This is a genomic window from Pirellulales bacterium (assembly GCA_035939775.1).
GTDB lineage: Bacteria > Planctomycetota > Planctomycetia > Pirellulales > DATAWG01 > DASZFO01.
Genome location: DASZFO010000372.1, coordinates 1 through 26,630, shown reverse-complemented (window position 1 = coordinate 26,630; position 26,630 = coordinate 1). Strand labels below are relative to the sequence as shown.

Here is a 26,630-nt window from a genome sequence, read left to right as displayed (position 1 = left end):
CGATAGCTCCCCCTAGATCGCTCTTGTCGGCGATCAAGTTGCGCGACGATCCAAAGCACCCTTTTACCATCCAAGGTGTTCAGAGATGAGCCGAATTAACACAAATGTCAGTTCCTTGGTCGCCCAAACGGCGTTGGCGCGGTCGCACAATCAATTGCAGCAAGCTCTCACTCGGCTCAGCACTGGTTTGCGGATCAACACCGGCGCCGACGACCCGGCCGGCCTGATCGCGAGCCAAGTGTTGCAAAGCGATATCAACAGCACGAATCAAGCGATCACCAATAGCCAGCAGGCCAACGAGCTGATTTCGACCGCTGACAGCGCGCTCAGCCAGGTCAGCACTTTGTTGAACAGCATTCGCGGGTTGGTGAGCGACGCCGCCAACACCGGCGCCTTGAGCACCGACCAAATCGCGGCCAATCAATTGCAGGTTGATTCGTCCCTGGCGGCCATCGACCGCATCTCGCAATCCACTTCGTTCCAAAACCGCCGCCTCTTGGACGGCAGCTTGGACTTCCTCACGTCCTCGGCCGGCACCGTCGATCCGAAAGCGACCGGCACGATCGGCACACAGCTTAACGTCGAAGCCACCGGCAGCTTTGGAGGGACCTCGGATGCGGCCGCGGCCGCAACGGTCGTGGGCACGGGCGGTGGCTCGGTGACATTCACTGCCAAGAGCAACGGCTACGGCAACAACGGCGTCACGATCGACTACGTCGCCGGCAACTCAGGCGCAACGGCCACCGCGGCATACGATTCGGTCGCCAAGACCCTCACCATAACCGCAAACAGCGCCGCGACCGCCGCGAGCGTGGTCGCCGCCGTGGCAGCCAACGCCAGTGCCAATTCGGCCTTCGCCGCGGTGGTGGCCAATGCCGGCACGGTCGGCACGGGTAGTGGCACGACCGCCGGCGGCAGCTTCAACAATCAGATCGTACTTTCCGCATCGGCGGCGGGTACGGCCTACAACAATGCGAACGTCACGGTGACGAACGATGCCGCAACCGGCGCCGAGACGGCCGCCTACAGCGCTGGATCCAATACGTTGACGATCCACTCGAACGCCGCGTCCACCACCGCTCAAATCGTCGCGGCGATCAATGCCACCGGCGTATTCAGCGGCAGCACTACCAGCGCCGGCACGAATCCGGTTCAGGCCGGCACAACGTCAGCGGTGACGACCGGGGGCGCGTACAACAACGAAATCAACTTGACCGCCGTCACCGGAGGGACCGCATTCAACAACACCAGCGTGGTCATCAATCAGAACGCGGCGACGGGGCACGAAACCGCCTCGTACAACGCCGGCACCAACACGTTGACGATCCACTCGAATGCCAATTCCACGACAAGCCAATTGATTTCGGCAATCAACGCCAACGGAACGTTCAGCGCCGCGACTGCGGGCGGAGGATTGGGCAGCAATGCCGCGGGCACGCTGACCAACGTCACTACCGGAGGCGCCACGGGAAGCGCGGCCATCTCCGATCTCCAGATCAATCAGGCCGATTTTGGGACTGGCACTTCGGTCGGCGTGCTAGTCAACGTCGATCAACAGGCGAAGCAAGGCCAATTGATTTACTCCGGCGGCCCGTTGGCCTCGAACACGATCCTGCAGATCGGCGGCGACAAGGGATTCCAGGTGTTCAATTTCGGCGCCGGCACGACGCTGGCCCAGCTCCAGACGGCCGTGAATCAGGTCAGTGACTCGACCGGCGTAACCGCCACGATCTCCGGCAGCCAGCTCAAGCTCGATTCGACCGACTATGGATCGGCCGCCTTCGTGTCGGCCAAGGCCCTGTCGGGATCGTTCTCGACCCATCTCGCCGACCACACCGCCTCGACCAGAAACGTCGGAACGGACATTCAGGCCCGGATCAACGGCGTTGAGGCGAACGGCAATGGGCTGGCGGCCTCGCTCAACACCTCGACGCTGAACCTCAGCTTCTCGGTGAACGCGAACTTCGCCTCGGGAGACAGCTTTAACTTCTCGATCACCGGTGGCGGGGCGAACTTCCAGCTCGGTCCCGATGTAGTCTCGCAAGAACAGGCTCGCCTCGGCATCCCCAGCGTTAGCACCACAACGCTCGGCGGCGTGTCCGGAACCCTCTACGAGCTTCGTTCCGGCGGAGACAAGAGTTTGACCACCGACACGACCGGCGCGGCCGCCGTCGTCAGTGAAGCGATCACGAAAGTCGCCAGCCTGCGTGGTCAACTCGGCGCCTTCCAATCGACGACGCTCCAGACCAACATCAATACCTTGACCGATACGGTCTCGAACCTGACGAACGCTCAGAGCAACATTCAGGACGCCGACTTCGCCGTCGAAACGGCGAACCTGACCAGGGCGCAAATCCTGGTGCAATCGGGCACCTCGGTCTTGCAGATCTCGAACTCGGCCCCGCAGCAAGTGCTGGCCCTATTCAAGAACCTCTAGTCGTCGCCAGCGAAACTCAATAAACCGCCGGCCCGCCGCTCCTCGTGATCGGCGGGCCGGTTTTTTTCGAACCGATGCACCGGCGCGTTTGACTGGAAGATAGTCCAGGCTCCGCCTGCGCGTCTCGAGCCCCCAGTCCCCGGCCGCTACTATTTTCCCCAGGTCGCGTCGCAGAGCACCGCCAGCGCAAACGGCACGAAATAACATAAATAGGCCAAGCGCCAATCCGGCTTGTCGTGCACGTCTTCCAGGAGGTCCGTAAATCGCGACATATTGCTGTGGAGCGCGCTGCGCAACAGTTCCAGTTCGTCCATCGCCATCGCCGTTAGGTCGGCAGGCGGAGATTCCAGCAGCGTGGAAGCGAGCCGCTCAATCCGGTCGAAACGCGAGTTCGGCCAGTGACGACAAATAACGTCGCTCCCCCGCGATTCGCGAGCAATCTGCGAAATCTGCACTAGTCGCTGTCGAGCCAGCACCAAAGGCGCTCCGCGCGGTACGCACTCAGTTGGGCAATACATCGACGGACCCTCGTTTTCTCGTATCGAGCCGCGCGGGCATGTCATCAAGTCCCGCGAGGCGACATCAAATTCCGGAAGAGTTGATCTGCAATTCATGGGCCAATCTCCGGCATTCGTGGCAATCCAATCCCTTCTTTCTCGTAACTGACGTCCCGGGTTCCGTGATACTCGTTCGAGTGGCGCGCATCGCACCGCGTTGACCTGTCGGATGGCGATGACTAATGTGCCAAAGCATTGGCGAGGTTTTTGAGCTTGGCGCGGAAGTCTTCGGGGTCGAAACCCGAAGTGTTGGTCAATGACGTCCCACGCAAGAGCGACTCGGCCGCTGCGACGGAGTTTGTGTCGAGCTTGTCTCCCAAATCGGCAACGATTGCCTCGATCGCCGACGTCATTTGCCGCGCCGAATCGTAATCCAGCGGCGAATCGCTGCCAATTCGGCACACCTGAGCGAGCATCCGTTTGGCGCTGGCCGTGTCAAAATCTTTCGCCGCGAGTGACGTGATCGACTTGTCCAGTTCGGCAGCGACTTTGTGCGCCGCAGCGCCAATCGCAGCCGGCAGGCCGAACGGTGATTCGTTTGCAGCGGCCGCCAGTGGCGACAGAATCGCTTCGAGCTTTGTCCGATCTGACGCAGCATCATCCGGCTTGACGGCGCCCAGGCCAAGCTCGGCCAGTGGCAAAGCCCAATAGCGCAGCGCCGGCCGGCCGGGAGCGAAGTCATTGTAGCCTCGCTCCTGCCGCTGGCTCGGAATGATGAGTTCGTGGTGGCAGGCGGCGCAATCGTAGAGCGCGAAATCTGACACGCCGCGATTCGGCTCGGCGTTGGGAGGCCGGGACTCCTTCGTCTGTTCGGCGAGCAATCGGATTGAAGCTCGTAATTCGATCAATCCTTCCAAGACGACTGCCCGCGTTCGCTCGAGCGGACGAAAGCCAAGATACGCCTGCGCGTCGGGCGGCTTTTCCGCGGCGGGCCGCCAATGTCGCGGCATGTTGTCTAGAAACGCCTCGATTTCAAACGGCGGCAGCGGCGGATGGCCAGCGGCGAACATTTCGTGTGTAATGAACTTTCCCTCCGTCCTATTGCCGAGATGGCACGAAAGGCAAAGCTCCGTCCGCGCGACAGGATCGCGAACGTTCGTCAACTTGTAGCGATCTTGCTTCGCCTCCGCGGAAAGCTGCTTGTCGTCGCGCCACTCGGAGCGCTTCCAATGCTTGTCGATCCAGAGCGATGCCGGGCCGTGGCAGGCCTCGCAACCGACCCCTTGCGCGAGTTCCACCGGGATATTTAGTGAGTGATCGCAATTATTGGCGTGCAGGTTCGCGGAATGGCAACTTAAGCAGCCGCTCTCGGCGGTGGTCGCCCAGCCGTCGGGCCGCCCCATTGCCTGCTCGATTTCCTTCGCCCGAGGGCCGACTAGCGCCTTATATGCCAAATGATGCACGTCGGCGGCGTGGCGATCTTGCTTGTCGTCGGCTGCCCAGATGTGATACTCGTTTAGACTGACCAGGTCGGTAGGGAATCGAGGGGAGCCGTTGTCGTGGCACAGCGAGCAGGAGGCGGTCCCCATATATCGGGCCGACGGCGATTCCGGCTTCTCTGCGGCATTGAGTGCGGGGACACCTTGACCGTCTGCTCCGGCCCCCAGCCCGAAGCCGAACCAAGCGGCCGGCGCGAGCAGCGCTAGCGCCGCGGCGATGCCAGGTCGGACTAGCGCGAGGCGCGATTTCATTTACTCTCCCCGACGCGCAGCGTCTTGCCGATGGCCGCGAAGACTCGAGAAAATGCCTGTTGCACGGCGAGCGGATCGTAGCCGCGCGGGCTGTCAATCCGCGGCGCGGCGTGATCCGTTGCCCCTTTGACGGGTTCGCTCGACCCCGTGCTGGCGTCAATTCGGAATTCGAGGAGCTTGTGAATTTCTCCGAGCGCCTGATCGATCTCAAGTTCTTCGGCCGACGCGGCTTGACCCAATCGCGAAGGCAACTCGCGCCGCGCCGCCAACAGCGCCTCGATCGCGAGGAACCGCTGCGCGGCGCTGTCCCAATTCGGCGCGAGTGTGGAAACATCGGTCGCGCGGGCTAGTAGCCGGTCGATCATCGATTCGTCCCATGACGCTTTGGCTTCTGCCTCGGCCAGATGGCGCATGGACGCGGCCAATTCCGCGACATTTTGATCCGCTGTCGACGGATCGTCCGGCGACCACGTGCCGCCAATGAGTTTGGTTAGCGATTTCGCGAGTTGGCCCGCCGGTGCTAACCCGGACTGGGCGTCGCTCAGCAGTTGGGGAGATGTGAAATACCACGTACTCCTCGGCAATGATCCAGGCGAATGATGGCTGGGATCCATTCGGGCAAGCGCCTGGCGGCTGCTGGGGAACTTGCTGCTGAGTTCATGATGGCAAGCGTAGCAGTCGTATTCCGAGAATTCGGGATGGCGGGCGATCGGCAATGTCTTCGCGGCAGCAACCGATTGCGGTTTGTCCGCCACCGCGCGAGCGGCGATGAGCTTAAGCGCCGCCTCCGCCGAGACCGCTTGGCCAATGGCCCAGGCCGCGGCGTGCGTCTCGCGATCGGTCTTGTAGTTTGGTTTCTTTCCTGGTTCATCCGTCCAATGCTTCGGCATTACGCCCGAATAAGCGTGGAACTCGAAATCGAGCCGCGGATGGCCCGCGGCGATCAGGTCGTGATTCACGTCGCGGGCCGGCTGGCCTGGCTCTCGTGACCCGACATGGCATTTCGCACAAGCCATTGCTCGGGGGAGCAGGTCGCGGGTGTCGGTCATGTCCGGCAATGGCTCGAACTTGGCGGCGCGAGAATCGAGCCAGGCTCGCTCCGTGTGTTTCTTGAGCCAATTCTGGGCCGGGCCATGGCAGAGTTCGCAGCCGACGCCGTCGGCCAGAATGCTGGTGTCCGTCTTCTGGAAACTTTGGCCGGTCGAATGACAGGCCAGACAGCGCTCTTCCTGATACGGCCGAGCCTGATCGACGCTCGGCAGATGATCGAGCAACTGGACAATTCGCTTCGAGCGCGGCTCGAAGAGCACGGAAAACGCGCGGCTGTGCTTGTCGATCGTGGCCCAGACGGTATACGAACTGCGCCACTTGGCGCTCGGATCGGCCGAGATCGGGCCGCCGTGGCACGCCACTGAGGCGCAGGAACTGACACCAAGAAAGCGTCGAGCGATCGATGCGGTCGTTTCAGAGGCGGGATCGGTCGGGTGCGACGTGGGACTGGGCGACGAGATCGTTTCCGGAGCCATTGGTGCGGGAGTCGAGTCGGCGGCAGCGAGCCAAGCGGCCAAAGCCATCGTGGCCGCCGCGACAATCGCTGCGAATAACCACCGCATGATCTCTATCCTTCCCGTAGGTCGACCAAATCGAGCAGCTCCGTGCCGCTCATCCGATGCGCGGCGTCGTGCGGGCAGGCGTAAACGCAGCTCGGCTGGCCATCGACGCTGGCACACAAATCGCAGGTCGTGGCCTTCTGCCGCACGACGGGGATCATCCGCTCCGGCCGCTGCGGATCGGGCGCCTGCTCGCCCGTGATAAAACCGTGCATGTTGATATTGCCATACGGACAATTCTGAGCGCATTTGCCACAGCCGATGCACCAATCCTCGATGACGATCTCGCGGCTGTTCCGCCTTCGGATCGATCCAACCGGGCACCCGACCATGCAATAGGGATCCAAACAGGAGCGGCAGGAGCTGGTCACCAGGAACCGATCGAATCGTAAGCCTTCACGGATCAGTCGCGTCACGCCGTCGTGAGCGTCGGCGCAGGCCTTCGTGCATTCGTCGCAGCGGGTGCATTTTTCCAAATCGAGCACCAACAGACTTTGAGCGTTCATCAATCCTTGGCTCAAGAATTCTGCCAGCGGCACGTGTTCGATCTGCGTGCGGACCCGTTCGTTTTCTTCCAACCGCTCGATGGCCAGCTTTGCCAGTTGCCGCCGCAATGTGGGAAACGCTTCGACCAATTCCCGAAAATCATCGCCGCCGACTCGCACCAGATCGACGTGGTCGAGCGCGGTGCAAGTCGCCGTGCGCACCCCTGTTGCCGCCAGTGCCTGAATCTCGGGCAGATGGGCTAGCAGACCGATCTCGCCGAAATAGCCGCCAGGGCCGATGTAATTCAGCACGTGCTCGCCGCCGAGCCGGCTCTGCGAAACTTTGACGAAGCCGACGCGGACCATGTAAAAATGGTCGGCTCGATCGCCTTGGCGAAAGATCACTTGGCCCGGATGGACGCGGATCAACTGTACCCGATTGCGGAGGAAATCGACGAACCGGCCGAACTCCGTTTTGTCGGCTAGCCCCTCCGAAAAAATGCGCACGCTTTTCAGGTGGGTCTCAAGCGAGCGGCGACGATAGAGATCGTCGAGAACGCGCTTCGAGGCCTTGTTGCGCTGAAGCATATAGAGCACGTTGCGAAGAATCTCGAGCACCGTGCAATCTTCCGCGGCCGTCACCGTGGCCGATCGCGGATAATGGCTCATGCAGGTCATTTCGCCGAAGATCACGTCGTCGGGCGTCAGAATCGCAACCGGATCGCCATACTCCAATGAAACCGGCGCATCGACGTGGATAAATCGATTTGCTTGTCCGCCGGCCGCTCGATCGTCATCGCGGCGAGTAAGCCCGTTTGCCAATCGCCCGAAGAATCCCAACAGTCCCTTTTTCACGGAGGCGACGTGGCTGAGCGGCGAGCGGATTCGGACCTCGAACTTGCCGCGTTCCATCACAAACGCTGTTGAGCCGAATTCCCCTTCACGGCAAATGACTTCCCCTTTCTTGAAACTCCGTCGGATCACGGCCCCCCGGTTCCATTCCAGGAACGGGCGCGAGATTCCGGAGAAAAGCGGATTCTCGGCCAGTTCAGCGGCTGGGACGAGCGTCGCCCCCGGCGAATCGGCCACCACCGAGGTAAGGTCGACTACGGCCCGATTCGTCAGGGCGCCGGTCGGGCAGGAGATCATGCACTCGCCGCACGCCACACACGACGAATTCCCCATCGGGTCGTTCAAATCGAAGGCGATCCGGGCCGAATAGCCCTTCCCCATCCTGCCGATGACGTTGTTGCGGCGGACCTCGTCGCAGGCCCGCACGCAGCGATCGCACAGGATGCACGCGTTGTGGTCCACTGCGATCACCAGCGACGATTCGTCCTGGCCGCGGTCGTTTGTGGCCTTTGGAAATCGTGGCTCCGAGATTTGCATGCGGTCGGCCAATAGCGCCAACTCGTTGTCGCCATATTGCCGACCGGTTTCGCGCGGGCGGATATGATCGGCCACGAGGAGTTCGGTGAGAATTTTCACCGCCGACTGCACCTTTCGGCTGGTGCTGATCGTCGAGACCGTCATCCCCGGCTCGATCGGCCGCTGGCAGGCTGGGGCCAAGCGCGGCTGCCCCTTGACCTCGACCATACAAACGCGGCAGACGGCAGCCGGAGTCATGTGTTCGCGATGACAGAGCAGCGGAATTGGGTTTTTCTCCCTGAGATGCTCGTCATATAGCTGAGTGGCGGCGTCGTAGATCGTCATCAGCCGCGTCGAGATGACCTTGCCCGTGGCGTCGGCAAAGGTCTTGACGCGCGAGGTGGTCACCTTGTGCCCGTCGATCTCAAGGTCGATCGTCCCCTGGCGGAGCAAATCGGCATGGGACCGCCCGACGGTCACAAGCTGATCGCCGATCAGGGCTTCGAATTCTTCAGCTTCGGACGACAAGAGAGTTCCTCGGGAAAGTATTTCATCACGGAGCGGATCGGGCTGGGGGCGACTTGGCCGAGGCCGCAGATTGAGGTCGTGAACATCGCGTCTGCCAATTCGCCGACGAGGCTGAAATCGGTCGATTCGTTGCTTTGCAAGCGCTCGCGGAGCATCGCGGCCAATTTGGTCGTGCCGATCCGACAGGGGACACACTTGCCGCAGGATTCGTTGCGAAAGAACTCGACGCAGTTGAGCGCTTGTTCGAGCAGGTTCGCTCGGTCACCATACACGACGATGGCCGCCCCTAGCATAAAGTCTGGGAATGGCCGAAACAAATCCGGATCGAGCGGCATCGTGAGCAGATCGAGCGATTCGGCCCCCTCGGCGACGACTTTGCGCTTCACAAGGCCTTCGGTGAAATGGTGCGATTCGCGGGGGAGCGGAATTTGCGGCGGGAGAAAACCTCCTGAGGGGCCGCTCGTGGCGACCGCTTTGAGGCGCTGCCCGCCGCGGATTCCGCCGGCCAATCCGTTCACCAGTTCGCCGAGCGTCAGGCCGAAGGGGATCTCGTATACTCCCGGCCGATTCACATCGCCGCTGATCGAATGGAGCCGCAATCCCGTGGCGCCATTGATCCCCTGATCGCGATACCAGGCGCCGCCGTGAGTCAGAATCGCGGGGACCCAGGAAAACGTCTCCACGTTGTTCATCGAAGTTGGCTTGCCGAATAATCCTTCAAGCGACATTAGCGGCGGCTTGTTTCGCGGCTCGGCTCGGCGATCTTCGAGTACTTCGGCCAGCGCCGTCTCCTCGCCACAGATATAGCCACCGGGACTGACGAACACCTCCAGCGGAAATGAAAGATCGGAACCGAGCAGGCGTTGGCCGCAAACGCCTTGTCGCTCGGCATCGGCCAACGCGCGGCGAACACATTGGATCTCTTGCTCGTACTCGTGGCGGATGAAAATCCAGCCGCGCTCACAGCCGGTAACGAGCGCGCCCACGATCATCCCTTCGATCACCAGATGCGGCGCGCGGCGGAGCAACTCGCGGTCTTTGAACGTGCCCGGCTCGCTTTCATCGCCGTTGCAAACGGAATACTTTGGCGAACCCGGCGCACCGCGGACGATCGACCATTTCTTGAAGGTGGGAAACGCCGCTCCCCCCATGCCGCGCAATTTGGCCGCTTCGAGCGCGGCGAGGACCGGATCCCCGAGTCGAATCCGCTTCCGCTGGCGGTCCGTGTCGGGATCGGCCTTCCAGGATTCGATTAACCGCCGGGCGACCTCGTACAGCGGCTCTCCCGCATAAGGATCGATTTTCCATTCGAGCGGCCCCGTGTCGCCATGCTGGTGGGGCAATGGCTGACCCGCGAGCGCGCCTCGAATGATCGACTCCAATTCCATCGCCGATTTGCCCCAGTACACTTGATCGTTGATGGCGACTGCCGGCGGCCCGTCGCACCGCCCGAGGCACGAAGCGCCATCCACTTTCACTTGCGAGCCGCCGATTTCGCTCGCTATCTGCTCGAGCGCTTTGCGGCAGTCTGTGCTGCCGTGCAGGTGGCAGGCCATGTCGCGGCAGACCCGAACTTCAACCGTCGAGGGCGGCTGCAAGCGATAGTGCGGAAAGTAACTCGCCACCTCGTGCAACCGATAAAGCGGCACCGCCATCCGCTCCGACAATCCACGCAACTCGTCGGCCGGGAGAAAGCCGTGCCGGTGTTGAATCTTGTAAAGTTCTTGAACGATCATGGTTCGTCGCGGTTGTGGAAGCGATGGCATTCAACGCAATCGAATCGCGCCCCGCCGCGCGGCGGAGCGGATGATTCGTCACGCGGGCCGTGGCATCGAACGCAAGTTTCGCGGCCGGGAATCATCGGCGCGGAGGTACTTGGTCCCGCTTGAACGCCGGCATCGGACGGATAGGCTCCTGCATGGCAATCGCGGCAATTGACGCTCCGGTGGGCCGAATGATCGAATTTCGCATGTTCCAGCCATGGGTGCGGAACCTGCACCGGAAGGACCGGTGGCGGGAGAATCCCTGGGGCCTCGCCGTCAAGCGACAGCTTTTCCGCAGCCACACCGCCAAGTTCGTGGCACTCGGAGCATACCGTGCGCAAATGATTTAAGGAGCCGGTAGCGTTGTCGCGGATCCATTCGCGGGCGTCGCGGTTTTCAAGTTCCCTTGGATGGCTCGGCAGCGGCAAATTGCGCGCGAGCTGCGCGGGATGATCGTGCAAATACCGATCTCCCCAATAGCGGCGCACCTCCGTCGCAAGTTGGGCCGGTTGCAACCGGTGAGCTACGACGTCGCCGGCGACTTTCATGTCCGATTTAAAGTCCTGCCCCGGATTGATCGTCAGCCGATGGCAGGCGCTGCATTGGTTCTCGAAAACGACCGGCTGCATATAAGCGCCGCCTGTCGATTTCACTGAGGCGCTGGGCGCCGCCGACTCACTGGGTGGCACTGGCGCGCTGGGTAGCACTGGCCAGCGAAGTCGGCCAGTGCCCGCGCCGAGCACCGTCCCGCTCAGTTGATGGCAGGAGCCGCAGGAAAGCTGAACTAAATCGGCGTCCTTTTGTCCCGGCAGCGCATACCGCGTCTTGTCGGCCGCGCTGAGCATGCCGACGGTCATCACCGGCTGGTGCTTGGCATCCGCGGCAAGGCCCGGCGTCAGGTGCAAATGGTGCGTAGCGGTAGTGAACTTTAGCGTCCGCGGGTCGGTCGCGATCGAGCGGAACCCAGGATGATGTTCCGCGTCGAACCGGCTGACGTTTTGGATTGACTGCGGACGAAGTGACGGAACTTCGCGATGGGCCTCGATGTCGGCATGGCACCTCGTGCAGGATGCGTCGGCCATGCGCACGAGCGATTCCGTCCGCCCGCGGTGCTCAAAATGACAATTCGAACACGCGAGCATCGCCGGGTCCTTCGAGGCGTGATGTCCGAGCGAGTTCGTTTTGCCTGCGACGTTGTGACAGGCTTGACACTTGGCGTCGATCGCGGCCTTGTCGCCGAACAATTCGGCCGCTGCCGCATCGCCGGCAATCGGTGTAAAGCTGACATGACAAGCCGAGCAATCGTTCTCCCACATGGCGTGGGCCGCGCTCACTTGTCCTGGGGAATACCAAGCCGCTGCACGGTGTCCGGACAGACTTCCGGCCGAAAGCCACCCCGCCGTGACGGCCGCAACGACCGCGGCCAGAATCAGCTTGCCACGATCGAGCGAATTGCGATGGCGAAAGTAGTCCAGCGGAATCCCGGAGGCTCGCTGCTTGCCAGTTTCACGCGGCATGGGTCAACCAGAAAAAGGGGTCAGAACTATTTATCTCGCCGTTATTCCAACTGGAGCCATCGCTCGCTCAAGATAAATAATTCTGACCCCAGTTTCTGACCTTACCAGTACTTCAATGCGACAAAGATGTGAACGAACATCAGCAGCACGAGCGCGACCGACAGCGGCAGATGGACCCATAACCAGCCGTGCAACCAGGCGTGCAGCCGCACTTGCAAATCGAACTGCCGGCGTTGGTCGCAAAGCCCTTCGACTTGATCGACCGCCGTGTGTGCTGGAGCGGGCAGCTTGCCCTTGAGTCCTGCGAAGAAGCTTCCGGCTTGTAATTCATTCGCCAACACCGATCCGGACCTGCGGCCGGCGAGCAAATAAGGGCGGATAATCGACGAAAAGGCCGTCCGCAGCACCCCCGAATCAGGAACCGCGGTCACGGCCGCTTGCATCTGCCAAACGCGACCGCGGACGGCCCCGATGCTCCTCATCGCGCCGATCGTGACGTGAGTCGTCGCGACCGCCGCCTCGACCGGATCGCCGCGTTCGACCGATGTCGATTTCGAGTCCTCATCGGCCGGCACACCGCAAATCGCCGACACCAGTTCATCCGCCTCGTCGCAATACTGCCGAGCCATGCGGTCAACTTGGGAGTAGATCGTCTCGGCGGGCACGCGTTCGAGCATCACGCGCGGCAGAATCTGTTGCAGCACCAAGCCAAAAACACCGCTGGCGATCACGATCGCAAACAGCACCACGAGCATGGTGCTGAGCGTTCCGCCGAGTTCTTTCCAGGCATGAACGGCAACCAACGGCACCGCCAACAGCCCAAGCCAAATATGCGCTCGCATCCAGGTTTGCGTGCGGCCGATCCGCCAGACCCGCACCAGCGTTTTGCGGGGCCAGAGGAGAAACTCGAACAAGATAATCGCCCCGGCCAGAGCGCCGCAGACGAGCCCCGGCAAGCTGCTTCCCCCCGGCCACTGGGCAGCACCGCGGCTAAAAATCGCATACCACGCGATGGCCGCAACCGTTCCCACGATAAAGACACCGCACCAACCGTAATGCGATGCGAGATTCTGGCGGTTGACTAACATGCTTTTCGGAAACGTTGGAGTTCAGGCTTTAGCCTGCAGTGCACTCGTTGAACGTTAGCGCTGACGCCGTGGCGTGCGCAAGACAGGCTGAAGCCTGAACTCCAACATGGCGTTTTGTAGCACGGCCCGCGAAAAATGTCAATTTTCAGCGCCAGCTACTTGCCGCCGGCCTGGCCTGCTATTCTGAGAGATGCCGAACCTATGGCCGCCCAGGTCTCTTTTCGCCATTTGCCGCCCATCGATGGACGACAGCCGACAATTCCGGATTAGGTATTGGGGCGTCACCGGCACCCTCGCCCGCAGCTTGAGCCCCGGCGAGGTGACCGACAAGCTTGCGCTGGCCATCCAGCATTTGCTCGACGATGAATCGCTCGCTGAAATCGTTCACGGCCAGCCGGATTTAGCGACAATCCGGCGGCATTTGGAGAGCCGCGTACCGCTGCACTTGCGATCGACTTACGGCGGCAATAGCACCTGCGTCGAAGTCGAAACGCCCGGCGAGCTGATCATTCTCGACTGCGGCAGCGGATTTCGCGACTTGGGGCGCGAGTTGAACCGACGCTGGAGTGCGCCTGATTTCCGCGGCCGCCGCGCGGCGCATATCCTGCTGACCCATTCGCACATCGACCATATCGTGGCGATTCCGTTTGTCGATCCGCTCTACGATTCGACCAATCATTTCACGCTTTGGGCGCCGCAAGGTGTGCTCGACAATCTGGAGGCCGTGTTCGGCGAGCGGGCGCAGTTGTCGCGCACCTATGTGCCGACGAACTATGCCGAGATGAGTGGCATCAAGGAGTTTCGCGCGATCGCGATCGGCGCGGAGTTTTACATCGGCCAAACGACCATGAAAACGTATGCCCTCAACCATCCGGGCGGCTGCGTTGCCTACCGCTTGGAGCGCGGCGGGCGCAAGTTCGTCTTCGCGACCGATCACGAGCATCTGGAGACGCCCGACCAAGGGCTGGCCGAGTTTGCCCGCGATGCCGATTTGCTCTACGCCGACGCCCAGTATCTAGCGGCGGAATACGACGGGAAGATCGGTATCGGCGATGCAGCCCCGCGCGTGCTGCACGGCTGGGGTCATTCGACCGTCGAGGCGGCCGTCGCAACCGCGGTCGCGGCCTGTGTCCGAATGCTTCATCTCGGCCACCACGAACCGGCGCGAGGCGATGCCGAATTGAATCGGATTGAGCACCTAGCTGAACGGTTGCTGGCCGACTCGCTTCGCGATGCAAGCTGCGCTTCGGACGCCTGCCAGTTGCAATTGGCGCGTGAGGATTTCGCGGTGGATATCTAATTCTGAGATCAGTGGATCAAACGCGGCCCATCCGTTTGGTACGCGCCGGGGCCGCCTTGGCTGCGCTGGCCGTGCCACCAATCGAGCTGCACGCCGCGCTGGAAATAGAAGCCGAAATAGTCCCAGCCCCAGGTGCCTTCGTTGAAATAGCGCGGCTCGCCACGATGTGGCGCGCCGCCGCCGACATAGTAGCCGCTGAAGGCCGACGAATCCGAAGGGCGGGCGCGGCAAGCGACTTCCTGCGGATTTCCGGCGCGGTCATACCCGTTCTCCGCATAACGCCGCGGCGGGCAGACATCGCCTTCAGCACCGCTGTTCCGGGAAATGGATATTGTAGCGATTGCTGCGATACAGGATGCGGCAATCGCGCCGAGAAGCGGGCGAATGTTGGTTCGATCTTTCATCAGGCGTCCTTGCCGAAGTTACCATTAGCCTTGCGGGTTCCGATCGAAGCTCATGAACGGTAGGCGCACGCCGCGCACGAAGAATTGATCGGCCCGGATCGCCGGGACGGGCGCGAAGCCGGCCATCGCCGCGGCCGTGACCACGTCGTCCTGATCCACGCCGTCGCCGCTCACGCCCAAGCCGAACGTAATGACTCCGCCGATGTATAGCGGCGAGCTGCCCGGGAAGAACACCACGCCGTCCTGGTTCGCAATGTTGTTCGGATCGCGGAAGTTGCGATTCGGATTGAATGCCGCAAAGCCGAGCACACTCGTCGTCATGCCGGAGTAAGCGGAAGCTGGCAGCGGCGTGCCGATCGTGTCTCCCGTCGTCGGATCGATGCCCGGATCGATCAAGCTCGAAAACGGCCCGGGCGGAGTGCCGCTGGTGCCGATCGGATACCGCGGCTCGGCGAGGAAGCGGTAGGTGCGGGAAGAGAAGGCCGTGCCCGCCGGCACCACCGCCGGCCCACCCGGCGTGTTGCTCACCATGTCGGCCGAAATAAGTTGCGCCGGATCATCGTAGTAAGCGTCGTTGCGCGATTTGGCCACCGCCACGTCGATCGAGAAAACGGTCGCATCAGGCATCCGATAGAGCGCCAGCAGATTCCCATTCAAGTCCGACACGGAAAAGACCATCGCGGTCGGGGTGCCGAGGGGCAGACGAATCTGCGCGCGGGTCGCCATTGCCTGCAGAACACCTTGCTTGATGATTTGATACTGACCGGCGACGTCCGTCCCATGCGGCACGACGAGCCAGCCGTCGGGCACCGGCGTTCCGGTCGCATAATGCGCGAGCGAATCGAGCGCCAGCGAATTGCCCGGATTGAATGCGCCAAGCGATAAGCTGCTATTGGGATTGCCCACTCCCGCGATGCTCGCCTCGTGGCGAAGCTCTTGAACGCCGAGGAACGGGCCGTTGGGTCCGTAAATGTCGAGCGTGATGCCCGCCAGATTGATCTGCCCCAGCGGTAGACCGTAGCCGGAAACCTCGGGCACTCCACCGACGGTGTGAACCGGAAACAGCGCACCGCTCAAGCCCGATTGCCCCGCCGCCGTCGCGCGAGTGCCGCCCGCCGCTGCGAACGCCATCCATTCGGCCAAGTCGGTGTACGGCGAATTGACCTCGCCATTCTCGCGGGCGGCCTCGGCATTAGCGTTATTCGAAGGAATCGTGTTGAACGTCTGCTCGAAATCGGCATAGCCGTAAGGGCCGGGGAAAAAAACGCCGATCGCTCCTACGAGCACGCCGTTCTTGAACAGCGGCACGCCGCCGGGCAAAGTCGCCACGCCGCGCGACTGCGAATCGACCAGAATCTGCGAAACGTAGCCATACGATTCCGGCGCGACCAACGTGATTGGCGTTAATGTAGTGGGATCGAGGGCAAGATTCGCCGTCGGGATATTGAAGCGATTCGGCAGCACGATGTCGTCGGCGGTTCCCTTGATTCCATCCGCCCCGGCGTCGAGTAGGCTATCGCGATTCGTCAGCTCGATGCCGAACAGATCGACCTGCGGAGTGTTCATGATCCCTGCGGGGAATTCTCCGCCTAAGCCCACCGGAGCGATGAGGCCGGGACCCTGATAGGGCGAAGTCAAATCGTTGAGATCGGGATCGGATTGGACCTCGCGCTGCGTGATCGTCGATTGGCTGATAAAGCGGATCGTGCGCGACGTGAGCGGGGCGTTGTTGTTCGAGAACAAAGCCGCGGTGCGGGCCTCGGCGACCGCGCCGTCGATGGCGAACACCAGCGCGTTCAATTGGTTTGCCGGAGTGACTGGCTGGCCTTGCAGCGAGACGCTGACGCCCGACTCGACCTTCACTCCCAAGATGCTCCCGTTGCGGTCGACCACCGCGATGATCGCGTCGTTGCGCGAGGCGGCCGCGGCGGCGCGCTGGAGCAAACTATTGACGTCGCTCGGCGTGATCACCGGTTGCGCGTTCAGCGCCAAACGCGGCTCGAGCCGCTCGATCGAGAGCTTCCGCCCGCGCACTCGATCTGATTTTGCCATGAGTCGATTCCTTGCCGATCCGTCCACCTACTTCAAGATTCGGCCAGCACAGTCGTTAAGCCGATTATATTTTGCGCAAACGGCACAAGCCAGTGAATTTGGGGCGGCGCACCCTGGCGTGCTAGCAAGCGAATTCGCGGCGGCTTACCACGGAGCGCTGTCCGACATCACAGTTTGCCATCAAATTCGACCGCATCTTCTCCATCGTCACAATCGTTACAGCCGATACTTATGACGAGTCCCCCCAAAAGTATTTCGACCGACGTCGGGCCGTTCGGCTTTCAGCGTCGGTGTCGCGGCGATGCAAGCAAGCTCGAATTTCGGCGAGCACTGGATCGCGCGAGTTCGCGCGTCGAGCAACTACGGGAACGACAGCCATTTCTATTGTGCGTCATATCGAGACGATTGCTGAGAGACCCCCGCGATTTAAGCGGCGCGGCGGGTGGTGCCTCGTCGTTGCACTTTGGCTGCTCTTTCACGGCGGGACGCGAGCGAATGACGCGGCAACGACATGGGCTGCCAGCTCAGCGATGAATTCGCCGGAATCTTCGCCGGTGCCAATCAGCGCGGCAGCAGCGAGCTGGCAAGCACCAGTTCCCAACGTGTTCGTCGATGTGCAATGGGATTATTCGGACAGCATGTCCGCTCCGGTCGCCGCGCCGGCGCCAAGTCCGTTCGTCGCTCCGCCGAACCAATTCACGAATCTGGCCTCGGACCGTGACTCGCGCGGCGGAGCGAATGGCGTTGTCCAAGCCACCTTCGAGGCGCCGGCCGACGCGCATGGTGACGATCGGGGTCGAGCCATCGGCGGACCGCCGCCAGAAACAACATTTCGATCGATACAGCCAACGGTCGTGGCCGCCGCGAAGCAGACGACGCTCGGCGCGCCATTCAACGACGCGCCGAACCGACAGTCCGATTCGAGTCCGCCGGTGCTGAAATCGCCGACCGAGCTGCCGCCGCCTTGGGATGATCTGCCGGTCGAGCCAATCGTGCCGGGCACATTGCTGCGCTATCCCGAGCCGCCGCCGTTGGGATTCACCGGCCGCTCGGGCGTCTTGCCGCGCGAAGGGCAGAGCACGAGCGACTTCGTGCCGTTGGAAGACCGCTGGCGATTGGGATTCACTCCCTGGGACCGCTACGGAAAAGGCCATCCGCTCATCGATGACTATCCGTACGTCGAAGGAGACCGCTGGGACTCCTACAACCAGAACGTGCTCAAGGGAGACTATCCGATCATCGGCCAGCATACGTTTCTCAATATCACGGCCGTGAGCGACACGCAGCTCGAGACGCGGCAAGTGCCGACCCCTAGCGGCGAGAGTACCGCGAACCCCGGCGAGAGCGAGTTCTTCGGCAACCCGAATCAGTTCGTCTTTCAGGAGAATCTGAGCGTCTCCTTCGATCTCGTGCACGGCGATTCCTCATTCAAGCCCGTCGATTGGCGACTGAAGCTCACGCCGATCTTTAACGTGAACTTTCTCGACGTCGAAGAATTGGGGGTCGTCAGCCCGGACGTGACTCGCGGGCATACACGCGGGCGGACGTGGTTCACGCTCCAGGAATGGTTCGCCGAAACGAAGCTTGCCGACTTAAGCCCGAACTACGATTTCGTCTCCCTCCGCGCCGGCTCGCAGCCCTTCAACAGCGATTTCCGCGGCTTCATCTTCGACGACACGAATCGGGCCGTCCGCCTGTTCGGCACTCGGCTCTCGAACCGCGATCAGTTCAACGTCGCCTTCTTCGATCAGCTTGAGAAAGACACGAACAGCGATCTCAATACGTTCGACGACCGCGGACAGAAGGTGTTGATCGCCAACTATTATCGGCAGGACTTTATTTGGCCCGGCTACACGACGCAGCTCAGCATCCACTACAACCATGACGACGCCAGCCTGCACTACGACAAAAACGGCTTCCTCGTCCGCCCCGATCCGGTCGGCATTTTCCAGCCGCACACGATCGACGCTTGTTATCTGGGCTGGGCCGGCGACGGGCATATCAACCGCCTGAACGTCGATCATGCCTTCTATTGGGTCTTCGGCCAGGACAGCCTGAACCCGATGGCCGGGCAGCCGGAGAGGATCAGCGCTGAAATGGCGGCGGTCGAATTGTCGTACGACAGCGATTGGATCCGATTCCGGTCGTCGATCTTTTACGCGAGTGGAGACAGCAATCCGTTCGACACCGAAGCTCATGGTTTCGACACGATCCTCGATGATCCGAACTTCGCCGGAGGGCCGTTCAGCTACTGGCAGCGGCAGCCGATCAAGCTGCTCGGCGTGAACCTGAAGCAACCGTTCAGCCTGGTGCCGGATCTGCGCTCGTCGAAGACCGAGGGTCAATCCAATTTCGTGAACCCTGGCGTGTTCATCGCCAATCTTGGCATGGATTTCGAGGTCACACCAAAGCTGAAAGTGATCAGCAACGTCAACTTCCTCTGGTTCGACGAAACGGCCGTGATCGAGCAGTTCGTGTTTCAGCCCAACATCCATCAGAGCATCGGCACCGACCTCGGCCTCGGCTTCGAGTATCGTCCGTGGCTCAACAACAATTGCATCATTGACACCGGGATTCAGAGCTTGATCCCCGGCCAAGGTTTTGAAGACATATACCGAACGCAAGCCGGCCGAATCGGCGCCCTGTTCGCCAGCTTTCTTGATGTGAAATTACTCTATTGACGCGACAAGGATGTCCATTGATGGGATCACGGAATTACATACCACGACGGCTCTTGGCAATCGCCGTGCTGCTATCGCTGGCGGCCGCCGCGGCTCTATCGAGCCGGGCCGCCGAGCCTCAATATGATGTCGTTCGCGCGAGCAGTCGCGCGACGACTGACGCAAACTTGCAACCGGCGACGCTTGCGCCACTCGCTCGGCCACAGAATCCCGCTGGCGAAGAGCCGTTTCCATTCCCTCCCGAGCTGATCGGCGTCGATCTCAGCAAACAGACCGAAGCGGACGCCTATGCCAAGAGCCGCGGCTGCATTGTCTGCCATGAGAACGTGAAAGACATGCACGGCAAGGCGACGGTCCGATTGGGTTGCTGCGATTGCCACGGCGGCAATCCGGCGGCGGATACGAAGGAATGTGCTCACGTCGCGCCGCGGTTCCCGGGCGCTTGGCCTGGCAGCGCCAAGCCGGTGCGCTCGTATACGCTTTTGAACCATGAGTCTCCCGAATTCATTCGCTTCGTGAACCCCGGCGACCTGCGCGTGGCGCATATCAGTTGTGGGGTATGCCACGAGCGCGAGGTGCTCGAAGTGCGCAAGAGCATGATGACCCACGGCTGCATGCTCTGGGGCGCCGCACTATACAACAACGGCTCGATCCCGACCAAGTCTCCGCACTATGGCGAGAGTTACAGCATGCTCGGCAGTCCGCAGCGGATTCAAACCGTGCCGCCGCCGAACGAGCGCGAGATTGCCGAGAAAGGGGTCGTGCCTTATCTCGATCCGTTGCCGCGATTCGAAATCTCGCAGCCAGGCAACATCCTTCGCATCTTCGAGCGCGGCGGCCGTTTCCGTCCCGAGGTCGGCATCCCCGAGCGCGAAGAAGACCCCGGCCGCCCGCGCACTCGGCTGAGCAATCGCGGCTTGGGGACCGAAAACCGCACTGATCCGACCTTCATCGGCTTGCAGAAGACTCGGCTCTTCGACCCCACGCTCAATTTTCACGGCACAATGGACCATCCAGGCGACTATCGCTCGAGCGGCTGCACGGCTTGCCACGTCGTTTACGCCAACGATCGCTCGCTCGTGCATTCGGGGCCATACGCCGTCTTCGGCAACCGCGGATTCTCCTTCAATCCCGATCCGACGATCCCGAAGAACGAATCGGGGCATCCCATCACGCATCAGTTCGCCGCCGGCAATAGCATTCCGACCAGCCAATGCCTGGTGTGCCATATCCATCCGGGCACCAACGTCGTGAACAGCTATGTCGGCTTTCAGTGGTGGGACGAGGAGACCGACGGCCAGCTTATGTATCCGGCCAAGCAGCGCTATCTCACTTCCGAGGAAGCCATTCAGGCCCAAATGTCCAACCCCGACGAAGCGTCTGGCCGCGGTCTGTGGAGCGATCCGCAATTCCTGGCGAACCTGACCGATCTCAATACCCAGACGCGGCACACGCAGTTCGCCGATTTCCACGGTCACGGCTGGGTGTTCCGCGCCGTGTTCAAGAAAGACCGCGCCGGCAATCTGCTCGATTATCGCGGCCAGATCGTCGAGCCGGTGACGAACGAAAAGCTGCAAGCCGCGGTGGCCATCCCCGCCTGGCTCAAGGAGCCGTATCGCAACGCCGATCAGAAGACTCCCGCTCAAATTCATTCTGAGGAGTCGGCACTAACGGCCAAGCGCGACAATCTACCGGTGCATCTGCTCGACATTCACATGGAAAAGGGGATGCACTGCATCGATTGCCACTTCGTTCAAGATGCTCATGGAAATGCGCGGCTGCAACGCGAAGTGCGGGCAGGGATCGAAATCCAGTGCATCGATTGCCACGGCAGCTCGATCGCCCGGGCCACGCTCACCACCTCCGGCCCCGCCGCGTACACCTCCGGTCCCGACGGCACTCGCGATCTCACGGCTTTGCGCACGCCATCCGGACGCCGTCGCTTCGAGCGCGAGGGAGACAGGATCTACCAGAACTCGATGGTCGAGCCGACTCTGCGGTGGGAAGTTGTGCAAACGGCCGACACGATCGACCCGCGGAGCGAGCATTACAACGTAAAGTCGGCGATGGCCAAAACCGTTCGCGTCGGCGATAGCGGCAAGCTCATTTGGGGCGGCCAGCCGGAGTCGCGGCAGTGCGCTCACCAGAACGAGCGGATGAGCTGCATCACCTGCCATTCCTCGTGGAACCCGAGTTGCTTCGGCTGCCACCTGCCGCAGAAGGCGAACAAGAAACTCCCCGGCCTGCACGATGAGGGAGACGTCAGCCGCAATTTCGTTTCGTACAACTTCCAGACCCTGCGGGACGACGTGTTCATGCTCGCCCGCGACGGCGACGTGACGAAGAATCGCATTGGGCCGGCCCGGTCGAGCTGCGCGATCCACGTCGGCTCGTACAACAACAACCGCGAATCGATTTACGTCCAGCAGCAGACGATCTCGGGCGACGGGATGAGCGGCATCGCCTTCAGCACCAACGTGCCGCACACGGTGCGCGGCGGCCCGCATCCGGCCGATCCGAATTTCCGGGACGATTTCCGCCCCGGCGTGACCGAGACGAAGATGTGTACCGATTGCCACGTCTCGAAGCAGAACGACAACAATGCGATCATGGCCCAGCTTCTGATGCAAGGGACGAACTATGTGAACTTCATCGGCCGCTATTGCTGGGTTGGCGAAGGCGATCGTGGGCTGGCAGCCGTCGAAGTAACCGAGCGCGAGGAGCCGCAGGCCGTGATCGGCAGCGCGCTGCATGAAATGGCGTTCCCCGATTACTTCCGGCAACACCTCGAGCGCGGCCGCGTGCTGGCCAATGCCCACGAGCATTCCGCCAAGGACGTGAGCGACAATATCGCGCACCCGTTCCGCCAGCCGGAGATTCTCGGCCTGCAGCTTCGCGGCGAATATCTCTACGCCGCCTGCGGGACGGGCGGGCTGCGCGTGTTCGACGTCGCCTTCATCGACGATAAGGGTTTTTCGGAGCGGATCACGACCGCCCCGGTGTCGCCAATCGGGCAGCGGTTCTTCGTGCCGACGAAATACGCCACGGCCGTCGCCGCGCCGACCACGATTGCCCCGGATCCAACGCGCAAGCACCGCGCGGAGAATCACGAGCAGGAAGTGAACTCGCTATACGCTTATCTCTATGTCGTCGATAAGTTCGAGGGCTTGATCCTCGTCGGGGCGGGCACGCTGTTGGACGGCAACCCGCTCAACAATTTCTTGGACCGCGAACTGACCTTTAACCCCGGCGGCATCCTCTGCGGCGCCCGCGCGATCACGATCGCCGGCACCTATGCGTACATCTGCTGCGACGCGGGCTTGGTCGTCGTCTCGCTCGAAGACCCGAAGCATCCCTTCGTCACACGGGTGCTTGGTCCTGACGTGCTCCGCAATCCGCGCGCCGTGCAGGTGCAATTCCGCTACGGCTTCGTCTGCGACGATGAAGGGATCAAGGTGCTCGACACGACGCACCTCGAAGCGCCGCGGCCGATCCCCGGCGCCGCGCTCTTCTTGCCCGAGGCGCGGAACATTTATCTGGCCCGAACCTACGCGTATGTGGCTGGCGGCTCGCAAGGCTTGCTGATTCTCGACATCACCAATCCCGAGCGGCCGCGGATCGATCAGATTTTCAACGCCGGCGGCTGCATCAACGATCTGTGCGATGTAAAACTGGGGATTACCTACACCAGCGAATTCGCCTACCTGGCCGACGGCTGCAACGGTCTGAAAGTCGTGCAGCTTACCTCGCCGGAAACGCCGGGCAACCAAGGCTTCAGCCCCCACCCGACGCCCGCCCTAATCGCCAGCTATCCGATCGGCAAAGGCGGCCGCGCGCTGGCCATCTCGAAGGGCATCGATCGCGATCGAGCGGTGGACGAATCGGGCAATCAGATCGGAGTGTTCGGCCGCATCGGCGCCCGCCCGCTCGATCTCGAAGAGCAGCGCAAGCTCTACCTCCGCCCGAACGGCACGGTCTGGAAAACCAGCGACAACCCCTGGGACGACGAAATCTACGATCATCCTCCGGCGCCGCTGCCAACACCGAACCCGCCGCGAATGCCAGAGCCGCTGCCGCAGCCGAATTTACAATAGACTGGAATTCTAACTCCGTCCCTTTCCCTCTTGGGGAGGTCCGGGTTGAGCGCAAGCGGCGTCCAGTGCTCCTTGCAGGCAGCGCGGGAATTGGCTTCGATTTCAGTCTCGCGTGGATAAACGCTGAGACTGCTCAATCGATTTCCAGCGCCGCCCGCAAGCAATCACTAACTTGACGCATCGCATCCACTGAGAGACTGCCGATGGTGCGGTGGATCAAGTTCTGGCCGACTGTGAATAGGTTCTCGCACGTTACCGCCGAGACGGCAACGAGACCGGACTTTTGTCCCGCCGGCGTCGCCGGGTCGATCAGCAATTGGGTCGGTAGACTCGCGCGACTCACATTGCGAGTGATCGCGGCGACAATCGTGTTGCCCAATCTCGCATTGTTGCGGTCGTTTTGAACAACTACGGCCGGACGAATCTTCGATCCCCCGCCTTGCGCGAACGGCATCGACAGCAGTACCACGTCACCGCGTTTCACCTTCATGGCCGACTACGGTGCGAGTCGTAATTGTCGTAAACCGCGTCGTCGGGATGACTCCATGCCGCGTCGGCAGCAGCATCCTGAGCCGCATACGTCTCCCGGATGTCGAAATCATCGGTCTCGAACAACGCCCGATAGCGGTCATAAAGCGCGGCGCTGAACAGGACAAATTTTCGCCCGCTGGCCGAGTCAATGATGGTCACGGGACCGCTCTCGGCAGCCTCTTCAAGGGCCTGCCGTTGTTCGTCAGTAAGTTGAGGTGTCATGACAGAATCCTGCAATGTCTGAATTGTACCCTACAAATAAAGCGGCCGCACGGCCAAATCGGCGATCGGTCAAGCCGAGGCTTGGATCGCCGATAAAGAGACTATCACCGTTGAGCACTTCGACTGCTCCGCAAGCCGACTTCTGACGTCATGGTTCGGTGGGAAGAGAGTGATTTATCCGAAGAGTTGGTTGAACGCGGCCGGATCGAGTTGAAAAATCCGCTCTGCAAACTCGTTTACGTAGAACATGTCCGGCGGAAATCGCTGCGCGCGGACGCGTATCTTAAAGTCCGGGTCACTTGGTTCCAATTCGAAAAGTACCAAGCCAATTCCAAAGAGCATGCACAACGATTCGAGACGGCTGTAATCTTGCTCGGAGATAGTCGCGGGCATCACCACGTACGACTTTGCTGAAAACAGTCGATATGCGGCTGCTTGACCAAATGCCACAACGGGCGTCTGCGGATCGATTTTGATTTCAGCTGCGATCAATTCTAGATCGAACTTGATGCGATGCGAGGCCAATGGCTTATATACGCCGACGACATCTGGAGTGCCCCATTTCTTTTGAAGCCCAGCGCCACCGAGAGGAATTGCAACCGTCGCTTCATCCAATTCATTCTTCAACCATTCAGCGAACGGATCGTAGAACGCCTCCTCGTGGACTTTGGATGGAGCGTCGTCGATTGAAACGTCGGCATTCCCGTTTTCTGAAACGGCCGATGAAGGAATAAAGAGGCCACGACTCGGTTTAGCAACTTCGGTCGGAAAGCGCGCCGCCAAGTCCCACACCGACCCGTGAATCGTGTTTTTCGGCGTCTCGGGATTCGACGTGACAATTTCTCGAACCAGACTGCTATACCGGATGCCACCAGGGTTCGCCGCAACGATGCGGCGCGCCAGATCTTGAATTTCCCGTTTCGATAGCTTTGCCATAACAAAAGTTGTACCAGTCGCACGCGGGATCGTCCATTGAATGGCGCAAAGGTGCCCACCCGTCACTTGTCATTTGCGGCCATCGGCTCCGGCCGTATCGCCCACGCAGAGCCAATCACGGCCGTGATTGGGCGAAGTTTTTGGGTCGTTGGATCGGCTTCGACGGCAAAGTTTTCAAGCGCCGTCGCTCCTAGAAGAAAGAGCGAGCTGGGCGGACCGAAGACGACCAAAGGGCGAATCGTCGTTCACATTCGTCGCTTATGGAATGGCCAATTGTCGTACGGCATGACGAACGGCCAATTCTGCGCCGGCATGCCGATCTTGATCGGATTGTTCTCGACGTAGCGAATCGCTGTGCGAACGTGGTCCGGAGTGCCGAGAAAGCGTTTGCAGCCGCCAAGGGTCCAAACAGGATGATCGTTGGGGAGGGCGCCGTGCGTGCTAAGCCGCAAGCGGCTGGCGCTTTGTAAGTTGCCGATCATGTCTTCGCCGCGATGGCGGTGCTTGCGGATGACCAGATGCACGTGGTCCGGCATGATCGCGCCGGCATAGCACGTGTAGTACTGCTGGGCGATCGCTTCGGCAAAACCGCAAGCGATTTCGTCGATCAGCGCAGCGTCGAAACGGATCATGGGGAATAGCAGGAGCGGTTCGGCGCGGTCGTAGAACTCGCGGACGACGTGGCGCGGCGGCTGCACTTTTTTGCGGCCGAAATGGAGTTCGCCAAGCTCGGCCAATTGCAAGCGAAGCGACGCAACGAGAGCCGCTGCCGCGCGGATCGTTGGGGAGCCAAGTGCCGTAGGCGGTCCAAATCAAATGGTATGCGATCACCATGCTGCGCCTATCGCGTTTGCATCGATCCGCTTGCGGTTTAGCAGATTCTCGCGCGATTGATGCTAACCCGCAAGCGGCGGTCGACACCATGCGCGCAAAAAAAAAGACCCGTCCAGCCTGGCTAGGTCTGGACGGGCCCTATCAAGTCAATCCGGTAGTTTGCCTTGCGGGTCGCTTGCGCGACTTGCTTGGCGTGACTTCTCTAGCCCTGTTGTACAAGAAACTGTCTCCACATGATAAACCCAACGGTGTCACCACCGGAGGGTTGGATATCCTTTAGAAAGGAGGTGATCCAGCCGCAGGTTCCCCTACGGCTACCTTGTTACGACTTAGTCCCAATCGCGGAGTTCATCTTAGGCGGCTAGCTCCTTGCGGTTGCATTGCCGATGTCGGATGCCCCCCACTTTCGTGGCTTGACGGGCGGTGTGTACAAGGCTCAGGAACACATTCACCGCGGTATGCTGACCCGCGATTACTAGCGATTCCGGCTTCATGCAGGCGGGTTGCAGCCTGCAATCCGAACTGGGGCGCG

General features: G+C 61.2%; 18 protein-coding genes and 1 rRNA gene. 5 read left to right on the top strand and 14 right to left on the bottom strand.

All coding sequences use genetic code 11. The annotated features are described in order from the left end of the window. Nucleotides 1–85: 85 nt before the first annotated feature. Nucleotides 86–2,437, top strand: a complete 2,352-nt coding sequence (locus tag VGY55_24635; protein ID HEV2973177.1) for a flagellin — start codon at nt 86–88, stop codon at nt 2,435–2,437. 149 nt (nt 2,438–2,586) lie between these two features. Here VGY55_24635 and VGY55_24630 read toward each other — a convergent pair whose 3' ends face one another. The 7 genes from VGY55_24630 to VGY55_24600 all read right to left on the bottom strand — a co-directional run bounded on the left by VGY55_24630 (nt 2,587) and on the right by VGY55_24600 (nt 13,044). Beyond that, nucleotides 2,587–2,913 carry a hypothetical protein gene (locus tag VGY55_24630; protein HEV2973176.1) on the bottom strand — a complete coding sequence of 109 codons (327 nt, stop codon included), beginning with the start codon at nt 2,911–2,913 and terminating at the stop codon, nt 2,587–2,589. Nucleotides 2,914–3,173: 260 nt separating this feature from the next. Further along, entirely contained in the window at nt 3,174–4,685 is a 1,512-nt protein-coding gene (locus VGY55_24625; protein ID HEV2973175.1) for a multiheme c-type cytochrome, read from the bottom strand. Further along, complete coding sequence (locus VGY55_24620; GenBank protein HEV2973174.1) at nt 4,682–6,298, bottom strand: multiheme c-type cytochrome; 1,617 nt, start codon at nt 6,296–6,298, stop codon at nt 4,682–4,684. The genes VGY55_24625 and VGY55_24620 overlap by 4 nt, the downstream gene beginning before the upstream one ends. A gap of 5 nt (nt 6,299–6,303) precedes the next feature. Further along, nucleotides 6,304–8,676: a cyclic nucleotide-binding domain-containing protein gene (locus tag VGY55_24615; GenBank protein ID HEV2973173.1), complete on the bottom strand. Its 2,373-nt coding sequence runs from the start codon at nt 8,674–8,676 to the stop codon at nt 6,304–6,306. Further along, entirely contained in the window at nt 8,643–10,412 is a 1,770-nt protein-coding gene (locus tag VGY55_24610) for an NADH-ubiquinone oxidoreductase-F iron-sulfur binding region domain-containing protein (protein ID HEV2973172.1), read from the bottom strand. The genes VGY55_24615 and VGY55_24610 overlap by 34 nt, the downstream gene beginning before the upstream one ends. After that, nucleotides 10,409–11,956 (bottom strand): cytochrome c3 family protein, encoded by a 1,548-nt coding sequence (locus VGY55_24605; GenBank protein ID HEV2973171.1) that lies wholly within the window; start codon nt 11,954–11,956, stop codon nt 10,409–10,411. Before VGY55_24605 ends, VGY55_24610 begins: the two co-directional genes overlap by 4 nt. 101 nt (nt 11,957–12,057) lie before the next feature. Next, entirely contained in the window at nt 12,058–13,044 is a 987-nt protein-coding gene (locus VGY55_24600; protein ID HEV2973170.1) for a hypothetical protein, read from the bottom strand. Between the two features lie 241 nt (nt 13,045–13,285). Between VGY55_24600 and VGY55_24595 the strand changes: the two genes are divergently transcribed. Continuing rightward, nucleotides 13,286–14,344, top strand: coding sequence for an MBL fold metallo-hydrolase (locus VGY55_24595; GenBank protein ID HEV2973169.1), 1,059 nt, complete (start codon nt 13,286–13,288; stop codon nt 14,342–14,344). Between the two features lie 8 nt (nt 14,345–14,352). Here the strand turns inward: VGY55_24595 and VGY55_24590 are convergent, their stop codons facing one another. Together VGY55_24590 and VGY55_24585 are read right to left on the bottom strand one after the other, a co-directional pair. Further along, the gene (locus VGY55_24590) at nt 14,353–14,748 is read right to left on the bottom strand and encodes a hypothetical protein (protein ID HEV2973168.1); all 396 of its coding nucleotides are present in this window, start codon (nt 14,746–14,748) and stop codon (nt 14,353–14,355) included. A 24-nt stretch (nt 14,749–14,772) separates the two neighbouring features. Next, nucleotides 14,773–16,800: a hypothetical protein gene (locus VGY55_24585; protein HEV2973167.1), complete on the bottom strand. Its 2,028-nt coding sequence runs from the start codon at nt 16,798–16,800 to the stop codon at nt 14,773–14,775. A gap of 554 nt (nt 16,801–17,354) precedes the next feature. On the opposite strand from VGY55_24585, the gene VGY55_24580 reads away from it, so the two are divergent. After that, nucleotides 17,355–19,481 carry a hypothetical protein gene (locus VGY55_24580; GenBank protein ID HEV2973166.1) on the top strand — a complete coding sequence of 709 codons (2,127 nt, stop codon included), beginning with the start codon at nt 17,355–17,357 and terminating at the stop codon, nt 19,479–19,481. Between the two features lie 20 nt (nt 19,482–19,501). Further along, nucleotides 19,502–23,575 carry a hypothetical protein gene (locus VGY55_24575; GenBank protein HEV2973165.1) on the top strand — a complete coding sequence of 1,358 codons (4,074 nt, stop codon included), beginning with the start codon at nt 19,502–19,504 and terminating at the stop codon, nt 23,573–23,575. 133 nt (nt 23,576–23,708) lie between these two features. Here VGY55_24575 and VGY55_24570 read toward each other — a convergent pair whose 3' ends face one another. The 4 genes from VGY55_24570 to VGY55_24555 all read right to left on the bottom strand — a co-directional run bounded on the left by VGY55_24570 (nt 23,709) and on the right by VGY55_24555 (nt 26,007). Next, nucleotides 23,709–24,065 carry a type II toxin-antitoxin system PemK/MazF family toxin gene (locus VGY55_24570; GenBank protein HEV2973164.1) on the bottom strand — a complete coding sequence of 119 codons (357 nt, stop codon included), beginning with the start codon at nt 24,063–24,065 and terminating at the stop codon, nt 23,709–23,711. Then, the gene (locus VGY55_24565; protein HEV2973163.1) at nt 24,062–24,328 is read right to left on the bottom strand and encodes a hypothetical protein; all 267 of its coding nucleotides are present in this window, start codon (nt 24,326–24,328) and stop codon (nt 24,062–24,064) included. Before VGY55_24565 ends, VGY55_24570 begins: the two co-directional genes overlap by 4 nt. A 174-nt stretch (nt 24,329–24,502) precedes the next feature. Then, complete coding sequence (locus tag VGY55_24560) at nt 24,503–25,330, bottom strand: hypothetical protein (GenBank protein HEV2973162.1); 828 nt, start codon at nt 25,328–25,330, stop codon at nt 24,503–24,505. A gap of 179 nt (nt 25,331–25,509) precedes the next feature. Then, complete coding sequence (locus VGY55_24555) at nt 25,510–26,007, bottom strand: hypothetical protein (protein ID HEV2973161.1); 498 nt, start codon at nt 26,005–26,007, stop codon at nt 25,510–25,512. An 89-nt stretch (nt 26,008–26,096) separates the two neighbouring features. On the opposite strand from VGY55_24555, the gene VGY55_24550 reads away from it, so the two are divergent. Further along, nucleotides 26,097–26,378: a hypothetical protein gene (locus VGY55_24550; GenBank protein HEV2973160.1), complete on the top strand. Its 282-nt coding sequence runs from the start codon at nt 26,097–26,099 to the stop codon at nt 26,376–26,378. Here the strand turns inward: VGY55_24550 and VGY55_24545 are convergent. Beyond that, nucleotides 26,379–26,630: ribosomal RNA gene (locus VGY55_24545) — 16S ribosomal RNA — on the bottom strand; the annotation flags it as partial. It lies immediately after the preceding gene.